Annotated in this window: 8 protein-coding genes and 2 pseudogenes; all 10 read left to right on the top strand. The window is 42.2% G+C overall.

The features are described 5' to 3' along the window. Window positions 1-114: 114 nt before the first annotated feature. Window positions 115-418 (top strand): annotated as a pseudogene (locus H6F92_RS18585) (RNA-guided endonuclease InsQ/TnpB family protein); the annotation flags it as partial. Then, window positions 415-576: a hypothetical protein gene (locus H6F92_RS18590; RefSeq protein WP_186814341.1), complete on the top strand. Its 162-nt coding sequence runs from the start codon at window positions 415-417 to the stop codon at window positions 574-576. The pseudogene H6F92_RS18585 and the gene H6F92_RS18590, both read left to right, overlap by 4 nt. Before the next feature lie 151 nt (window positions 577-727). After that, window positions 728-4,915, top strand: a complete 4,188-nt coding sequence (locus H6F92_RS18595) for a TIR domain-containing protein (protein ID WP_190359033.1) — start codon at window positions 728-730, stop codon at window positions 4,913-4,915. A 22-nt stretch (window positions 4,916-4,937) separates the two neighbouring features. Continuing rightward, on the top strand, window positions 4,938-7,070 hold the full coding sequence (locus tag H6F92_RS18600) for a cache domain-containing protein (RefSeq protein WP_190359034.1): 2,133 nt from the start codon (window positions 4,938-4,940) through the stop codon (window positions 7,068-7,070). A gap of 117 nt (window positions 7,071-7,187) precedes the next feature. Further along, the gene (locus H6F92_RS18605; RefSeq protein WP_190359035.1) at window positions 7,188-9,365 is read left to right on the top strand and encodes a tetratricopeptide repeat-containing protein; all 2,178 of its coding nucleotides are present in this window, start codon (window positions 7,188-7,190) and stop codon (window positions 9,363-9,365) included. A 51-nt stretch (window positions 9,366-9,416) separates the two neighbouring features. Then, complete coding sequence (locus tag H6F92_RS18610) at window positions 9,417-9,983, top strand: DUF4231 domain-containing protein (protein ID WP_190359036.1); 567 nt, start codon at window positions 9,417-9,419, stop codon at window positions 9,981-9,983. Between the two features lie 334 nt (window positions 9,984-10,317). Then, window positions 10,318-11,233: pseudogene (locus tag H6F92_RS18615) on the top strand (IS1634 family transposase); the annotation flags it as partial. Window positions 11,234-11,486: 253 nt separating this feature from the next. Beyond that, window positions 11,487-13,007 carry a circadian clock protein KaiC gene (gene kaiC / locus H6F92_RS18620; protein WP_002797104.1) on the top strand — a complete coding sequence of 507 codons (1,521 nt, stop codon included), beginning with the start codon at window positions 11,487-11,489 and terminating at the stop codon, window positions 13,005-13,007. A gap of 80 nt (window positions 13,008-13,087) precedes the next feature. After that, the gene (locus H6F92_RS18625; RefSeq protein ID WP_190359037.1) at window positions 13,088-13,918 is read left to right on the top strand and encodes an amino acid ABC transporter substrate-binding protein; all 831 of its coding nucleotides are present in this window, start codon (window positions 13,088-13,090) and stop codon (window positions 13,916-13,918) included. A gap of 83 nt (window positions 13,919-14,001) precedes the next feature. Beyond that, a complete protein-coding gene (locus H6F92_RS18630; protein WP_190359038.1) occupies window positions 14,002-16,626 on the top strand; it encodes a DNA polymerase III subunit alpha in 2,625 nt (874 codons plus the stop codon). Window positions 16,627-16,763 lie beyond the last annotated feature (137 nt).

The raw sequence follows: 16,763 nt of genomic DNA on the forward strand, positions 1-16,763 counted from the left end.
GCGGTCACTTCTCATTTTACCTGATAGTGATCGCTTTTACTTTTGATATTCTCATGGGAGAATGAAACAGCCCTACCCCTTGCCCCCCCGACGTCGGGGGGGTTGGGGGGGTGACAATTAGCCTACAAATGCCGTTGGTATGGGAGAAACTACATCGAAATAGATAGATGGTTTCCTAGCTCTAAAAGGTGTAGTAATTGCGGGTATATTGCCCTTGAAAATGCCGTTAAATGTTCGAGAATGGGACTGTCCAGACTGTGGGACACACCATGACCGAGATATTAACGCCAGTAAAAATATTTTGGCCGCAGGGCTTGCGGTGTCAGTCTGTAGAGCGACCATAAGACCAGAACAGAGTAAATCTGTTAAGGCAGGTGCGAAAAATCCTTCGGGAAAGAAGCAGAAACCCAAATCGTGAGGTTTGGGAATCGCCGTCCGTTTCACGGCGGCGAGGATGTCAATGAAAGTGTTTTACCCAATGAAGTAAAACCACCTAAAACGTTTCTGGAAACTGCTCAGTCTCTGCAATTACAGGGTGAATCTGATTGGTCAGAAAAAATGGCGTTGTCAAATTGAAAGATGCTCCGAATCAGCTGGGAACTGAAATGACTTTGATAGCAAGGATTGCATGGCATCTTTCCTATTCTGATCTGACAACGCCAAACTCCAGTTACTCTGCGTAGGCAAATAACTTTTCTTTTTCTCTAAAGTTCACAGGGACAGTAAAATGAAAAATTTCTTTGATGTCTTTATCTCCTATGGACGGGCTGATAGTAAAGCTTTTGCTATTAAGCTTAATCAAAGGTTGACTGCACAAGGCTTAAACGTCTGGTTCGACGAAGAAGATATTCCCTTGGCTGTGGACTATCAAGAACAGATTAATGATGGCATCGAGAGGACACATAACTTTATTTTTATTATCGCACCTCATTCAGTTAATTCGCAATATTGCCTGAAAGAAATTAATCTAGCGATTAAGTACAACAAGCGCATTATTCCGCTGCTTCATGTTGAACAAATTAGCCAAGAAACTTGGCGGCAAAGAAATCCAGATAAAACTGAAACTGACTGGCAAACATATCAAGCCGAGGGAAGGCATTCTAGTTTTCCGAATATGCACCCGGTGATCGGCAAAATTAACTGGATCTACTTCCGAGAAGAAATTGATGATTTTGAAAGCTCTTTTGCTGGTTTGATCGGTGCGATTGATCAGCAGCAACACTATGTCCAGAAGCACAGTATTTTTTTAGTTAAAGCCTTAAATTGGTTAAGGAATCAGAAGCAAACTAATTATCTGTTAATTGGCGAAGAGAGACAGGCAGCAGAAAAGTGGTTAAAACATAGATTTACTGAGGAACAGCCGCCTTGCTTGCCCACGGACTTACACTGCGAATTTATTAGCGAAAGTAGTAAAAATGCTAATAATTTGATGACACAGGTTTTCCTGTCATCGTCAGAAAAAGATAATGCCATCAAGGAGAAAATTCGCAAGACTCTGATGCGCGAAGGCTTTACCGTCTGGACTAATCAGACGGATATTAAAACGGGAACTGCCTTTCAGGAGCAAATTAATAAAGGTATTGAAGGGGCGGATAACTTTGTTTATTTAATATCTCCAGAAGCCCTGCAATCATCATACTGTTATCTAGAACTTGCTCACGCTTTTGCTACCAACAAACGCATTATTCCTCTGCTGATTGAAAAGACCGATATTGAGTTAATCCCCTCCCAGTTACAGAAATTACAATTTATTGACTTAACTGAATATGAAGATCGGGAAAAATATCGCAGTAGTATCGATAAATTATTGAAGGAATTAAACAGTGATGTTGCTTATCATGAAAGTCATAAAGTGCTGTTAGTCAAAGCCTTGAAATGGCAGCAGCAAACCCACAACCCTAGTGTCCTATTGCGAGGCTATAATCTCCAACATTTTGAAGCTTGGCTGAAGGTAGCTAAACAGCGAAAAGAATCCCCTCCCTTACCGCTACAGGAAGAATTTATTATCGCTAGTCTCAATCAACATAAACCATCTTCTTTAGAAGTTTTTATCTCTTATTCTCGTGCCGATTCAGATTTAGCAAGAAGATTAAATGAGGCTCTGACTTCACTCGGTAAGCTCACTTGGTTCGATCAAGAAAGTATCGCTTCGGGAGAAGATTTTCGGCGAGAAATTTATCAAGGCATTGAAATTTCCGACAACTTTGTATTTATCATTTCTCCCAAATCTATCAATTCACCTTATTGTTCTGATGAGGTGGAATATGCCCAAAAATTAAATAAGCGAATTATCCCGATCTTACACCAAAAAGTTGCAGCCAAAGATTTGCCCGCTGCCTTAGCTAGTATTCAGTGGCTTGATTTTAGTCAGCATGGTGGGGACTTTCTGACCAATTTTACTCAGTTAGTTAGAACCATACATACAGACAGAGATCACGTTCATAACCATAGCAAATGGTTACAGAGAGCAAAAGAATGGGAAAATAGCCAAGAAAATGCTGACTTACTACTCCGGGGCAGTGAATTTGTCCTCGCTCAAACTTGGTTAAAGAAAATTGAGGAACAAAATAAACAACCCCCGGCAACCGAGTTACATAAGGAATTTATTCAAGCTAGTCAGACAGCCATTGAAGCGGCGGAAACAGCAGAAAAAGAACGACAACAACAGTTACTCAAGCTTCAGCAAGAACGAACCCAAGAGGCAGAAAAACGCCTAGAACAAGAGAAAAAAAATGCCAGACGGCAAAAGCAGTGGTTAGTCGTCGTCAGTTTATTCGGGGCGGTGGCGACTTGCTTGGGGTTTTTTGCCGCCTCAGAGTATCGCCAAGCAGCCATTAGCGAGATTGTCGCGGTCGGTCGAACCAGTCAAGCTTCCTTTGCCTTAAATGAACAATTGGAAGCGTTGACAGCAGCTATGAAGGCCCAGCGGCTACGAACGGATTTAGAGTCAATACCTTTCGTTAATCTACCGCCCGAGCGGAAAGATGATCTGAAAGAGATGCTCAAGATAGCCCTCTATGGCATCAAACAAGCTAATATCTTCTCAGGACATTATGGCGATGTTTTAGGAGTCAAATTTAGCCCCGATGGTGAGATGATTGCCTCCGCTAGTGCAGATAACAGGATCAAACTCTGGAAAAGAAACGGGAGTTTATTAGCCACTCTTGGTGAAAAGCGTGGTGGACACAAAGGTTCAGTAAATGCAGTGGCTTTCAGCCCCGACGGGCAACTGCTGGCCTCCGCCAGTGTGGATAACACGATTAAACTCTGGCAGCGCGATGGAACCTTAGAGAAAACTATTCAAGGGGATAAAGATGGCGTAAATGCAGTCGCTTTCAGCCCTGATGGTCAGTTGATTGCCTCTGGTGGTAACGATAAAACTGTTAAACTCTGGAAACGAGACGGCACCTTATTGAGGACGCTGGAAGGACATCGGGGGGCAGTTAAGGCAGTCGCTTTCAGCCCTGATGGCCAGTTGATTGTCTCAGGTAGTCGGGATAAAACGCTCAAACTCTGGAAACGAGATGGCACCCTATTGAGGACGCTGGAAGGACATGGGGATACAGTTAAGGTGGTCGCTTTCAGCCCCGATGGTCAGTCGATTGTCTCAGGTAGTCGAGATAAAACGCTCAAACTTTGGAAGCTAGACGATACCTCGCCGACCATCACTTTTAGTGGCCATGAAGCCTCTGTTTACGGGCTGACTTTTACCCCAGATGGTCAGCAAATCGTTTCAGGAAGTTATGACAGAACAGTCAGACTCTGGAAACTGGACGGTACTTTATTGATGACTCTCCAGGGACATAGCGATGCAGTTAATACAGTTGATGTCCGTAACTACGGTAACAACCTGGAAATTGTTTCAGGTAGTAACGACAAAACGGTTAGACTCTGGAAACCTTACAACGAATTAGTGACGACTCTTTTTGGCCATAGCGATGTGGTGTCGGCTGTAGATTTAAATGCTGATGTAATCGTCTCAGGGAGTTTCGATAAAACAATCAAACTCTGGAAGCAAGATGGCACACTGAGGACGCTACTAGGACATAAAGGTTCAGTTAGCACCGTCAAAATTAGTCCTAATGGTCAATTTATTGTTTCAGGAAGTCTAGACGGAACTGTCAGAATTTGGGGGCTAGATGGTAAATTGCTCAATACCTTGAAAGGAGATACTGGTGGTGTTCACTCTGTAGCAATTAGCCCCAACGGTAAGTTAATTGTCTCAGGAAATTGGGATAAAACGCTTAAAATCTGGCGGCTAGATGGGAAATTACTTAATAACCTCAAAGGACACACTGATGGTGTTCAAGCAGTGGCGATTAGCCCAGACGGCAAGTTTATTGCTTCTGGAAGTGCGAGTAATAGCATCAAAATCTGGCAGATAGATGGCCATGGCACTTTGCTAAGTATTGTCACTCTCAAAGGACATCTAAGTTCCGTTTTAGGGGTTGATTTTAGCCGAGACGGTCGCATGCTTGTTTCTGGGAGTGACGACAATACTATCAAACTCTGGAAGACTGATGAAAAGGGACAATGGCTTCCTTCCTCTGTTAGAACCATCGAAGGACATTCTAATTCGGTGTTGGACGTTAAATTTAGCCCCGACGGACAACAAATTGCTTCGGCTAGTGCTGATGATACCATTAGAATTTGGCAACTTGACGGTACTTTGGTGAATGTGCTGCCGGGGTTTGGGGCTGATGTTAACGCCATCCATTTTAGTCGAGACGGTAAAACTCTTGTCTCCGGGAGCAGCAACAAAACAGTAATTATTTGGGATTTGGCTTCCAATTTAACGCCCCAAGATATCCAAAGATACGCTTGCAAGTGGTTAAAGGATTATTTACAGCATAACTCTGAGGTGACAGAGAGCGATCGCCGCCTTTGTGATCAGATTCTCGGCAAAGATTATTAAAATAAAATAAGGTTAAGTCAAAATGCAACCTCAAACTAATCCTTGGCAACAACGAATCTTTAGACTGTCCCTGACTCTCTGCGTCATCAGTTTCTTGTTGGCGACCTTCACCATTTATGCTTACTGGCGGGAGAAAAATCAAACCAGAGAAACAGCGAAAAATAATGCCCGACAAGAAGCTGTCCGCGCCGCTAAAGAAATCGATAACCAGCTTCGTAAACTCCAGGATAGTGCCAATTCTATCGCCCACGATATCAGTCAGGGTAAACTTGAAGACCGACAGTTGCTTGAGCGATTAAAAAGCACGATAGAACAAAATCCCAATTGGTTCGGTGTCGGTGCGGCTTATGCTCCCTATACTTACAATTCCCAGATGCGTCTGTATGGTCCCTACTACATCAGAAAACAGGGTAAACTGCAATTACTGCAACTGGAATCTTTTTACGATTATACTCAACCCGGAAAGGGTGATTGGTATATCCAGTCCTTAGCCTCCGGTTCAGTTTGGTTAGAACCTCATTTTGGAGCGGCAACTAACACTTTACTCGCAGAATTTAGCACTCCTTTTTATCGCCTTAATCCGAAAACCAAAAAAAATATTCCTTCTGGGGTAGTCTTCGCCAACTATTCTCTAGATGGGTTAAAAAACTTAATGAACTCCCTCAAACTAGGTAAGACTGGCTACGGATTTATCCTATCTAAAAAAGGAACTTTTATCTATAGTCCTAGAGAAGATTGGGTTAAAGAGCAAAAAACCATCTTTCAAATAATTTCTCAAGGGTATAAACCAGAAAAATTGCGAGTTCCAGCCCAAAAAGCTCTTAAAGGATCTAAGATTGAAATGGATTTTGAAAATCCCTTAACGGGACAATCTAGCTGGATATTTTTTGAACCTATTCCTACTACTGGTTGGACATTAATTGCTGTCTTTGTTCAAGATGAAATTTTATTAAATACCAAGAGCTTACATCACAAACTGCTGCTGATTAACCTACAGATAATTAGCTTTTTCTTTTTTCTATTTATCCTAATCTTTCGCGCTTACAAAGGCAGTGTTCGCAGTCTTTGGGCTGTCTCTTCTTCCACTTCTGTTGTCTTGCTGGCGGGAATCGGATTTATCTGGTATCTGCAAATCTCTGAACGTAAAATCGAACAGAAAAACAATATAGTGCTTCTGAAAAAAGCGGGTTTAAATAAATTCTTGCAATCTCGTAAATCCGAAAACCCTAAAGACTCCCCCCTCTATATTCCCACAGGAGTTTTTGTGCAGTCTCTAGAATTTGAAGATGCTAATGATGTGTTTATCACGGGCTATATTTGGCAAAAGTATGATAAGAATATCCCTCAAAACGTCAGTCGGGGTTTTATTCTTCCCGAAGCAGTTGATCCCAATGTAACCGAGATTCATCGTCATCAAGACCAAAATTTTGAAGTGATCGTCTGGTATTTTGAAGCTAAACTCCGAGAAAACTTTGATTATTCTAAATATCCCTTTGATGTTAAAGATGTCTGGATTCGCCTCTGGCCTAAAGACTTCTACAAAAATATCATCCTCACCCCAGATTTTGATGCCTACGATTTGATGGTTCCTACTTCCCTACCCGGTTTAGCAGAGGATTTTGTTTTACCTGGTTGGGATATTAAGAGTAGTTTTTTCCAGTACAAACTCAATAACTATAATACCAATTTTGGCATTAACAGCTATATCGGCCAGGACAATTTTCCCGAACTCTATTTTACGGTTGTTCTCCAACGAAATTTTATCAATGTACTGATTAGTAATATGATGATAATTATTGTTGTCCTATTACTGCTTTTTTGTATTCAAATACTGATCATCAAACATAAAGAGAGCGGTGAAAATCAAGATTTTACCGCTTTAGAGATCGTTTCCGCTTGTGGGGCTTTTCTTTTCATTGTCATTATCGATCAGATTAATCTCAGACAAAAAATTATCACGGCAGGTATTATTTATCTTGATTATTTCTACTTTATACTATATATAATGATTCTTTTAGTCGCAATTAATGCCATACTTTTTGCTTCTAATATCAAAATTGATTGGATTGATTATAAAAATAACTTAATCCCAAAGCTACTTTATTGGCCGACTAATCTGGCACTGTTACTGTTGGTAACTATGTTAGTTTTTTAGGCTCTTCCCTTTTTACATACTAGGTTGAGAAGAACCCTTTTTTAACAAAAAATGGCTGGGGATTCAATCTCACTAAAATAAGTTATGATAAATTTTGCTGGAGTCAGGGAGATTAAGATGCCCAGTCAAGAGATTATTAACCAGAAAAATTCTACCGCCAACGCCGAACAAGTTTCTGAGTCCAACCTAGAGCTAGTTCCCCAACCGAAACAAGAGCATGATACCGCTGCCAGCCCCCAGGGATTGCCCCATGCCTTCGTCGTCATGCCCTTTGGTAAGAAAAAAGGGCCAGACGACCGCTGGATAGATTTTAATAGCATCTATCAAGATTTAATTAAACCAGCCTTAATCGAAGCTGGATTTGAGCCGTTTCGAGCCGATGAAGAAAGCGTCAGCGGCGATATCCTCACCGATATGTTTCAGGAACTATTGCTGGCGGATCTGGTAATTGCTGACCTCAGCATTGATAATGCCAACGTTTTTTATGAGTTAGGAGTACGCCACGCCCTACGCAAGCGAGGACTAATTCATATCCAGTCGGGACGAGGTCATATGCCTTTCGATATTTTTAACGTTCGCACTCTCCCCTATCATTGTGACGAGAATGGCCAGCCCGATCGCCAATACCTGGAAAAAGACAAGCAGGCGATCGCTAAAATGGCTCGCGCTACCTGGGAATCAGACCCTAATCGCATTCACAGCCCCATTTTCAATTTACTCGACGGCTTGGAAGAACCCGATCGCCGGTCCCTGCAAACCCCCCTAGCCATTGGCTACTGGGATGAGTACAACAATTGGCGGAAACGGGTAGTGATTGCCCAACGCCAAGATCGCATTGGTGACGTTTTGCTGTTGACCGAAGAAGTGAGCAACCCCCTAATAAAATGCGAGGCGATCGCCGAAGCGGGGAAAGCCTTAAGAAATCTAGGAAATTATCAACTTGCGCTGCAGCAATATCGCAACGGACTGACAATGCAGCCGAAAAATGCCGAATTCCGGCGCGAGGAAGCCTTTCACCTGAGCCGACTGAAGCGATATGATGAGGCAGTCGTACAGTTAGAGTCGCTGCTGCGGGATGAACCGGCCAATATAGATGCCATTTCCTACTTAGCTCGCATTTACAAGGAAATGTGGAAGGAGCGATGGGTCGGCATCTCCAATGAAGCGGAGCGCCGCCAAATAGCTTACGCATCGGCCCACTTACTACAAAAAGCGATTGAGACTTACCTGCAAGCCTACCGCCTCGATCAGAATCATTACTATTCCGGCATCAACGCCCTGATCTTATCATCTCTGCTGAAGCATTTAGCGCCACCGGCTGGCAAGGATAGCGATCCAGAAGAGAAAGCGATCAAAGAGGAGTTGCCGGTGCTGTCTGGAGCCGTTAAATTTAGCTTGGACAGTGCTGCTCTCAAGGATAACAACGATGTTTGGGTCTTCCTCTCCCTCGGCGATCTGGCCATCTGTACCGCCCGCAACCCGCAACAGGTGGCCAGAGCCTATAAAAGGGCGCTCAACCGGCTCTGGAACAATAAATTTGCTTTACTTTCAACCCTAGAACAATTGAAACTCTTAGAATCCCTGAATTTCCGCCTTGAATATGTCAAGTCGGGCCTCGATGTCCTCGAAGCAGAATTGGAGAGAATAGAACATCAAGAAGCCGCGATCTCCTCCCCAACGGTGAAGGAACCTCCGCAAGTTTTCCTCTTCTCCGGCCACATGATTGACAAGCCAGACCGCCCGAGGCCTCGGTTTCCCTCGGATATGGAAACCGAGGCGCAACAAAAAATTAAGGAGGTACTCGATAATCTAAAAGCTGATGCCGGAGATCTGGCGATCGTGCCGGGACTCGCTTGTGGGGGCGATATCCTGTTTCTAGAAGCCTGTTTAGAGCGCCAGATGAAAGTCGAGGTCTATCTGCCCTTCGAGTCGGCTCAATTTATTGAAGAGTCAGTCAGCTTTGCCGGCGATGATTGGGTAGAGCGTTTCTATAGAATTAAGAATCATCCCCAGGTCGCGCTCAACCTACAACCAGAAAGAATCGGAGCAGTCCCGCAAGGAAGCAATCCCTTTGAGCGCAACAATCGTTGGGCGCTCTATTCCGGTTTGATCTACGGAATCGATCGGGTGCGGTTGATTGTCCTCTGGGATGGCAAAGGCGGTGATGGACGTGGCGGGACTGGTGATATGGTCAAGCAAGTACGTCAATTAGGAGGGATTGTCGAGCATCTAGACACAACTAAGTTTGATTATTGGAAAGCTCAAGGAGCAGGAATCGGGAATCGGGAAGCTTGATCAACCAGAGCCGCAATTTTTTTCTACTAACTGATTAAAAGTACAAATATTATGCCAAAAAAGTCCCAATCTTATCGCGATCAGTTCAAGCAAGAAATCTGTGCTTTGATCGAGCAGATTGACTTGCCAGATTTACAGAAGCAGTTTATGAAAGCCCGCTGGCTCGATCAATTACTGTGGCTAGAAGGCCGGGCCCAGACAACCCGCAACCAATACTATTTTCTCCGACTGCTCACAATTATCGGGGGGGTGATCGTTCCAGCCTTGGTCAGTCTTAATATCAACGCCAATGATGTTAAAGTAGTAGTCGGTTGGCTCGCCTTTGGCTTAAGTCAGGTGGTTGCTATCAGTGCTGCCGTTGAAGAGTTTTTTCATTATGGCGAACGCTATCGCCACTATCGCAACACGGCCGAGGCGATGAAAATTGAGGGCTGGCAATTTCTCCAGTTGAGTGGTTCTTATCGCCATGCCCAAAATCACGCCGAAGTCTATCCCGATTTTGCTCAACGAGTAGAAAACATTATCCAGCGCGATGTGGAAGGGTATTTCAGCCAGGTTGTACAGGAGAAAGAAAAGCCAAAACAGCAAGCAGAAATCGCTAAAACACCACCTCAGTAGCAAGACAAGGAATATTTAGCGATGGGAGTGTCAATTAGGTCGATTTCTCCACCAGAAAACCTTTTAGTCCTGAGATAATATTAGGCAGGGGTCTGATACCAAATCCTGTTGAAAAAGTATAGGATAGTGGGGAGCGGGGAGCGGGGAGCAGGGAGAAACAATCCATCCCACATTCCGCACCCTCAACTGTCACATAAGCTGTCCCCCTCCAGAGACTTGAGTAAAAATACTTAGCTGGTGAAGGTTTTCTCGGTGGCCGCTAGGGCGGTCTTGAGACCCCTAATTATGAAAAAATAGGAATTGTTGGAAAACTTAGGCAGTGGACTGTTCGACCATGAATCAATCAACAGAAATTGAAGTCAAAAATCTAGACCATCTGGGATTAGTAGCCGGAATTATCGATGAAATAGGAATCGTTGAAATTATCAACGAACAAGTCTCAATTGAGCGAGGAGAAATTGTCACAGCGGGGCAAGTCGTGAAAGCAATTATCCTGAATGGATTGGGATTTGTCTCCGGGTCCTTGTATTTATTTCCTCAATTTTTTGAAGATAAAGCAACCGAACATTTGCTGGGAGAGGGCATCGAACCCAAACAATTAAATGATGATAAAATTGGTCGAGTAATGGACAAACTTTATCAACTTAATGTTTCGGTCATTTTCCTACTGATTAGTTTAGCAGCCGTGAAAAAATTTGGTGTAGCGACCGAGAATTGCCATTTAGATTCGACTTCTCTATCAGTGGAAGGAGAATATAAAAAGGAATACCCAACAGTAGAAATCCTGAAATCAGGAGCAGTGGGAGAAGAAATTGAAACCGGACAACAGCCAATAAAAATTACCTACGGATACTCCCGCGACCGAAGACCTGACTTAAAACAATTTATGATTGACTTAATCGTAAGTGGGGATGGAGATGTACCTTTATTCCTGAAAGTAGGTGACGGAAATGAAGCGGACAAAGCGGTTTTTGGTCAAATCGCCCGAGAATTTCAAAAACAAGTTGACTTTGACAGTTTAATAGTCGGCGATAGCGCCCTGGGGTTTAAAAAGACTAATGAGAGAAATGCGTTGGTTATCTCGAGTCCCCTTCAGCATTAAAGCCGCTCAAGAGTTAGTCGATAGCATCTCAGAAAAAGAGTTAACCGATTCAGAAATACCGGGTTATTCCTGGCGGGAAACAAGCTCTAACTATGGGGGGATAAAACAAAGATGGTTGCTAGTTGAAAGTCAAGCTAGAAAAGAGGCGTTGTCAGCTCAGAATATGAAAGATACAATGCAATCCTTGCTATCAAAGTAATTTCAGTTCCAAGCTGATTCGGAGCATCTTTACATCTGACAACGCCCCATTTATTCTTGGGTTAAGCTGTCCTGCATTTAAACTATGTCTTGGAAATTTTATTACCAATGCTCAAACTCTCAAACTAGGGATAAATTTCTGGTATCACTGGTCACTGAAATAGGTACAATAAAGATTAGCTCGTTTTCATAGAGAACTTAGAATGACGCAAAATAATCCCCTAGAGTTGATTGAGAAGTTAGAAACAGGAATCCCCGGCTTTGATTTTCTTTCGGAAGGGGGATTACCGAAAGGAAGAGCAACTTTGATAGCGGGGACGGCAGGAAGTGCTAAAACGGTGTTTGCCTGTCAATTTCTCGCAGAAGGCATCAAAAATGGAGAAAATGGCGTTTTTGTCACCTTCGAGGAGCCACCCCAAGCACTAAGAAAAAATATGGGTGGTTTTGGTTGGAATATCCGGCAGTGGGAGGAAAATCGCCAATGGGCCTTTGTCGATGCTTCCCCCCAACCCGAAGAAAAGCCGATGGTGACGGGAGAATACGACCTAGGCGCATTAATCGCTCGCATTGAGTTTGCTATCCGCAAAAATAAAGCCAAACGGGTGTCTATGGATTCTTTAGGCGCAATTTTCAGCCATTTAAGTGATAGCGCTCAAGTGAGAAGTGATCTTTTTCGTCTGGCAACCGCTTTGCGAGAATTGGAAGTAACAGCGATTATGACCGCAGAAAGAACCCAAGAATACGGCGAAATCAGTCGTTATGGGGTGGAGGAGTTTGTGGCCGATAATGTGGTGATTTTACGCAACGTTTTAACCGATGAGAAAAGAAGAAGGACGATCGAAATTTTAAAATATCGCGGAACCGATCACCAAAAAGGAGAATTTCCTTTTACAATTATTCCCAACAAAGGGGCCGTGATTATTCCTTTATCAGCCATTGAATTAGAACAAAAATCCTCTAATATTCGTATTACTTCCGGCAGTCTGGAACTCGATAGAATGTGTGGGGGTGGTTTCTTCCGCGATTCGGTTATTTTGGTTTCGGGAGCCACAGGAACAGGAAAAACCCTGATGGTGACAGAATTTATGGCCGGGGGAGTAACCAATGGGGAAAGATGTTTAATTTTTGCCTTCGAGGAAAGTCGAGAACAGTTATTTAGAAATGCTACCGGTTGGGGTGTGGATTATGACCGCATGGAAAAGGAAGGTAAATTAAAGGTAGTCTGCCGTTATCCCGAAACTACGGGTTTAGAAAATCATTTAATTATGATGAAGGAAATTATCGAGGAGTTTCAACCTAATCGAGTGGCAGTAGATAGTTTATCTGCTTTAGAAAGGGTTTCTAATCTGAAAGGATTTCGGGAATTTATTATCGGTTTGACTTCTTTTATTAAGCAAAAAGAGGTGGGAGGATTATTTACTTCCACCACTCCCACTTTATTAGGAGGTTCCTCGATTACAGAAGCTCATATTTCTACAATTACCGATTCAATTATTCTGCTGCGTTATGTGGAAATGTATGGAGAAATGCGCCGCGGGATCACTGTTTTAAAAATGCGCGGTTCTATGCACGATAAGGATATTCGTGAGTTTTCGATCGATCATCAAGGTATGCACATCGGTCAACCTTTCCGCAATGTTACCGGAATTCTGGCTGGAACTCCTATGTACACAGCACAAACAGAAGTAGAACGTTTGAGTGGATTATTCGAGGATCGTAGTTAAAATACAGCAGCATTTGCTAATCGCACATCGGCCGTTAGCTTTTTTCTCCCTATCTCCTGTCCTCTTCTTGCTTTCTTGATATGTCTAAAAACTTTTGGTTTATTTTTCTAGGTCTTTTACTGATAAATAACCTACATTTATCAGCCTTGGCAGAAACAGTTTTACAAAGAATTGCTCGCACGGGAGAATTAAAAGCGGCAGCCAGAAAAGACGCTACTCCCTTTAGTTATATCGATGAGAAAACGGGACAATGGACAGGTTACGGAGTGGAATTAATGCGCTTAGTCCAACGTCGATTAGAACAAGAATTAGGTAAACCGATTACAATAACCTTTACAGAAGCGACGACTAATAATCGTTTTCAGCAAGTGGAACAGGGACAAGTAGATTTATCCTGTAATGCGGCAACAATTACGGAAGAAAGACTAGAAAAGGTTAATTTTTCTATTCCCTATTTTATGACAGGAGCGCAATTTTTAACTAAAAGGGAAAATGTTGATAAAATAGATATTAATAACACTTTAGCGACAGTTCCGATCGCCTATATTCCCCACACCACCACCGATAGTATTATTCGTTATATCTATCCTCTGGCTAATTGGCAAGCTGTCAGCGATCGAAGTGAGGCAGTGGCAAAATTACAAAGGGGAGAAGTAAACGCAGTGGTTAGTGATGGAATTCTTCTACTGGGGGAACTCGTTAAACAAGGACAGGATCCGCGACAATTTGTGCTACTACCCAGTCAACCGATTACCACCGAACTTTATGGCTGTATTTTACCCAAAAACGATCCCGAATGGAAAAAATTTGTTGATACTGTTGTTGGCAGCAATGATAACCAGAAACTGCGAGAACAATGGTTTAATTTAGAAGAAAGTTCTTTCCCCTATAGGATTCTCAATCAACCCTAAAAATAGACTGTGATTGCTGAAAATTAAAAGTCAGTAAATTCTAGTTTTTTTGCTTTTTACTTGTTACTTTTTCCTGAAAAATTATGTCTTTTGTCGGTTTACATATTCACAGTGATTATAGCTTACTTGATGGTGCTTCCCAATTACCTGCACTAATTGATCGAGCGATCGAATTAGGACAACCGGCGATCGCTTTAACCGATCATGGAGTCATGTATGGTGCGATCGAATTAATTAAAACCTGCCGTAATAAGGGAATAAAACCAATTATTGGCAACGAAATGTATGTAGTCAATGGCGATATTGAAGTCAATCTTCGCCACCGAAAATATCATCAAGTTGTTTTAGCCAAAAACACTCAAGGCTATAAAAATCTGGTTAAATTAACTACTATTTCTAATCTGAAAGGTATTCAAGGTAAAGGCATTTTTGCTCGTCCTTGTATTAATAAAGAGTTACTCCAACAATACCACGAAGGATTGATAGTTACCAGTGCTTGCTTGGGTGGAGAGATTCCCCAAGCGATTTTAGCTAATAACAGGAAACTGGCGAAGGAAACGGCTAAATGGTATAAAAAACTTTTTGGTGATGATTTTTATTTAGAAATTCAAGACCACGGTTCTAAAGAAGATCGGATTGTTAATGTAGAAATAGTTAAAATTGCTAAAGAATTAGGAATTAAAGTAGTTGCTACTAACGATTCTCACTTTATTTCCTGTTACGATGTAGAGGCACACGATGCCTTGCTTTGTATTCAAACTGCCAAGTTAATTACTGAAGATAAACGTCTCCGTTATAGCGGCACAGAATACTTAAAATCTGCTGATGAAATGCGCTTACTTTTTCGTGATCATCTGCCAGAAGATGTGATTGAAGAAGCGATTAATAACACCTTAGAAGTAGCAGAAAAAGTCGAACCTTATAACATATTTAATGAACCAAGGCTGCCTAATTATCCTGTTCCTGCCGGACATACTGCTGATAGTTATGTAGAAGAAATTGCTTGGTTAGGATTACTAGAAAGATTAAAATGTCCTTCTCGTCACGAAATTGAAACTACTTACAAAGAAAGGCTAGAATACGAATTAAAAATGTTACAGAAAATGGGATTTTCTACCTATTTTCTCGTCGTTTGGGACTATATAAAATATGCTAGAGATCATGATATTCCCGTCGGTCCAGGACGCGGTTCGGCGGCGGGTTCTTTGGTAGCATATTCTTTAAAAATAACCAATATTGATCCCGTTCATCACGGTTTATTATTTGAGCGTTTTCTCAATCCTGAACGGAAATCTATGCCTGATATTGATACGGATTTCTGTATCGAGAGACGGGATGAAATGATCCAATACGTCACGGAAAAATACGGGGAGGCTAATGTTGCCCAAATCATTACTTTTAACCGCATGACATCAAAAGCTGTCTTAAAAGATGTGGCGCGGGTGTTAGATATTCCCTACGCCGAATCGGATAAAATGGCGAAAATGATTCCCGTTTCTCGCGGTAAACCCACACCTTTAAAAGTGATGATTTCCGATGAAACTCCCGAACCAGCATTTAAAGAAAGATACGATACGGAACCCCATGTGCGTCATTGGTTAGATATGGCAATTCGTATCGAAGGTACTAACAAAACCTTCGGAGTTCATGCCGCGGGAGTCGTCATTTCTTCCCAACCTTTAGATGAAGTGGTTCCCCTCCAGAAAAATAATGATGGGGCGGTAATTACCCAATATTTCATGGAGGATTTAGAATCATTGGGATTGTTAAAAATGGACTTTTTAGGGTTAAGAAATTTAACTACTCTGAAAAAAACCGCCGATTTAATTAAACAAAATCAGGGCATAGATATCGATCTGGATCAATTGCCTTTAGATGAAAGAAAAGCCCTGCAAATTCGGGCTAAAGGGGAACATAAAAAACTACCTCCTGATATTCTCAAAACCCACGGATTACTAGAAGAAGGGGATTTAGAAGGTATTTTCCAGTTAGAATCATCGGGGATGAAACAGATCGTTAAAGAGTTAAAACCATCGGGTATTGAGGATATATCTTCAATCCTAGCACTCTATCGTCCCGGTCCTTTAGATGCGGGATTAATTCCTCTCTTTATTGGCAGAAAACACGGTAGAGAACCCATTCGTTATGATCATCCTTTATTGGAACCAATTCTTAAGGAAACCTACGCAGTTTTAGTCTATCAAGAACAGATTATGAAAATGGCGCAGGATTTAGCCGGTTATTCCCTAGGAGAAGCGGATCTATTGCGTCGAGCAATGGGTAAGAAAAAAGCCTCCGAAATGCAGAAACAAAGGGAGATGTTTATCGATGGTGCTGCTAAAAATGGTGTGGAAAAAAGAATCGCTGAAAATCTCTTTGAACAGATGGTAAATTTTGCCGAATATTGTCTGGGAGGTGAGACGTTAATTTTAACTGAGGAATACGGATTATTACCAATTGCTAAAATTGTGAGCGAAGAAATTAACTGCACTGTTTATAGTGTAGATAAAAATGGTTTTGTTTATAGTCAACCAATCTCTCAATGGCACGAGCGAGGTTTACAAGAAGTCTTTGAATACACCCTAGAAAATGGCCAAACTATCCAAGCAACCAAAGATCATAAATTTATGACTAGCGACGGAGAAATGTTAGCCATAGATACAATATTTGAGCGAGGTTTAGATTTAAAATCCTCTGATTTTTCCTAAAAACCAAACCCCCCAATCTGGTGAGATTGAGGGGTAGGAAAGAATAATCCTGGCATCGAGCTATTGTCCCGGTCGGCAACCCGACAAGTATCTTGGCCACGGTGAAGTTTCACAACCGAGTTCGGGATGGAATCGGA

It is taken from the genome of Microcystis wesenbergii FACHB-1317, assembly GCF_014696875.1.
Classification (GTDB): Bacteria; Cyanobacteriota; Cyanobacteriia; order Cyanobacteriales; family Microcystaceae; genus Microcystis; species Microcystis wesenbergii_A.

Coding starts and splice junctions, on each gene's coding strand:
- H6F92_RS18625 (WP_190359037.1), top strand. CDS start 13,088: ATGTCTAAAAACTTTTGGTTTATTTTTCTAGGTCTTTTACTGATAAAT.
- H6F92_RS18605 (WP_190359035.1), top strand. CDS start 7,188: ATGCCCAGTCAAGAGATTATTAACCAGAAAAATTCTACCGCCAACGCC.
- H6F92_RS18595 (WP_190359033.1), top strand. CDS start 728: ATGAAAAATTTCTTTGATGTCTTTATCTCCTATGGACGGGCTGATAGT.
- H6F92_RS18630 (WP_190359038.1), top strand. CDS start 14,002: ATGTCTTTTGTCGGTTTACATATTCACAGTGATTATAGCTTACTTGAT.
- H6F92_RS18600 (WP_190359034.1), top strand. CDS start 4,938: ATGCAACCTCAAACTAATCCTTGGCAACAACGAATCTTTAGACTGTCC.
- H6F92_RS18610 (WP_190359036.1), top strand. CDS start 9,417: ATGCCAAAAAAGTCCCAATCTTATCGCGATCAGTTCAAGCAAGAAATC.
- kaiC (WP_002797104.1), top strand. CDS start 11,487: ATGACGCAAAATAATCCCCTAGAGTTGATTGAGAAGTTAGAAACAGGA.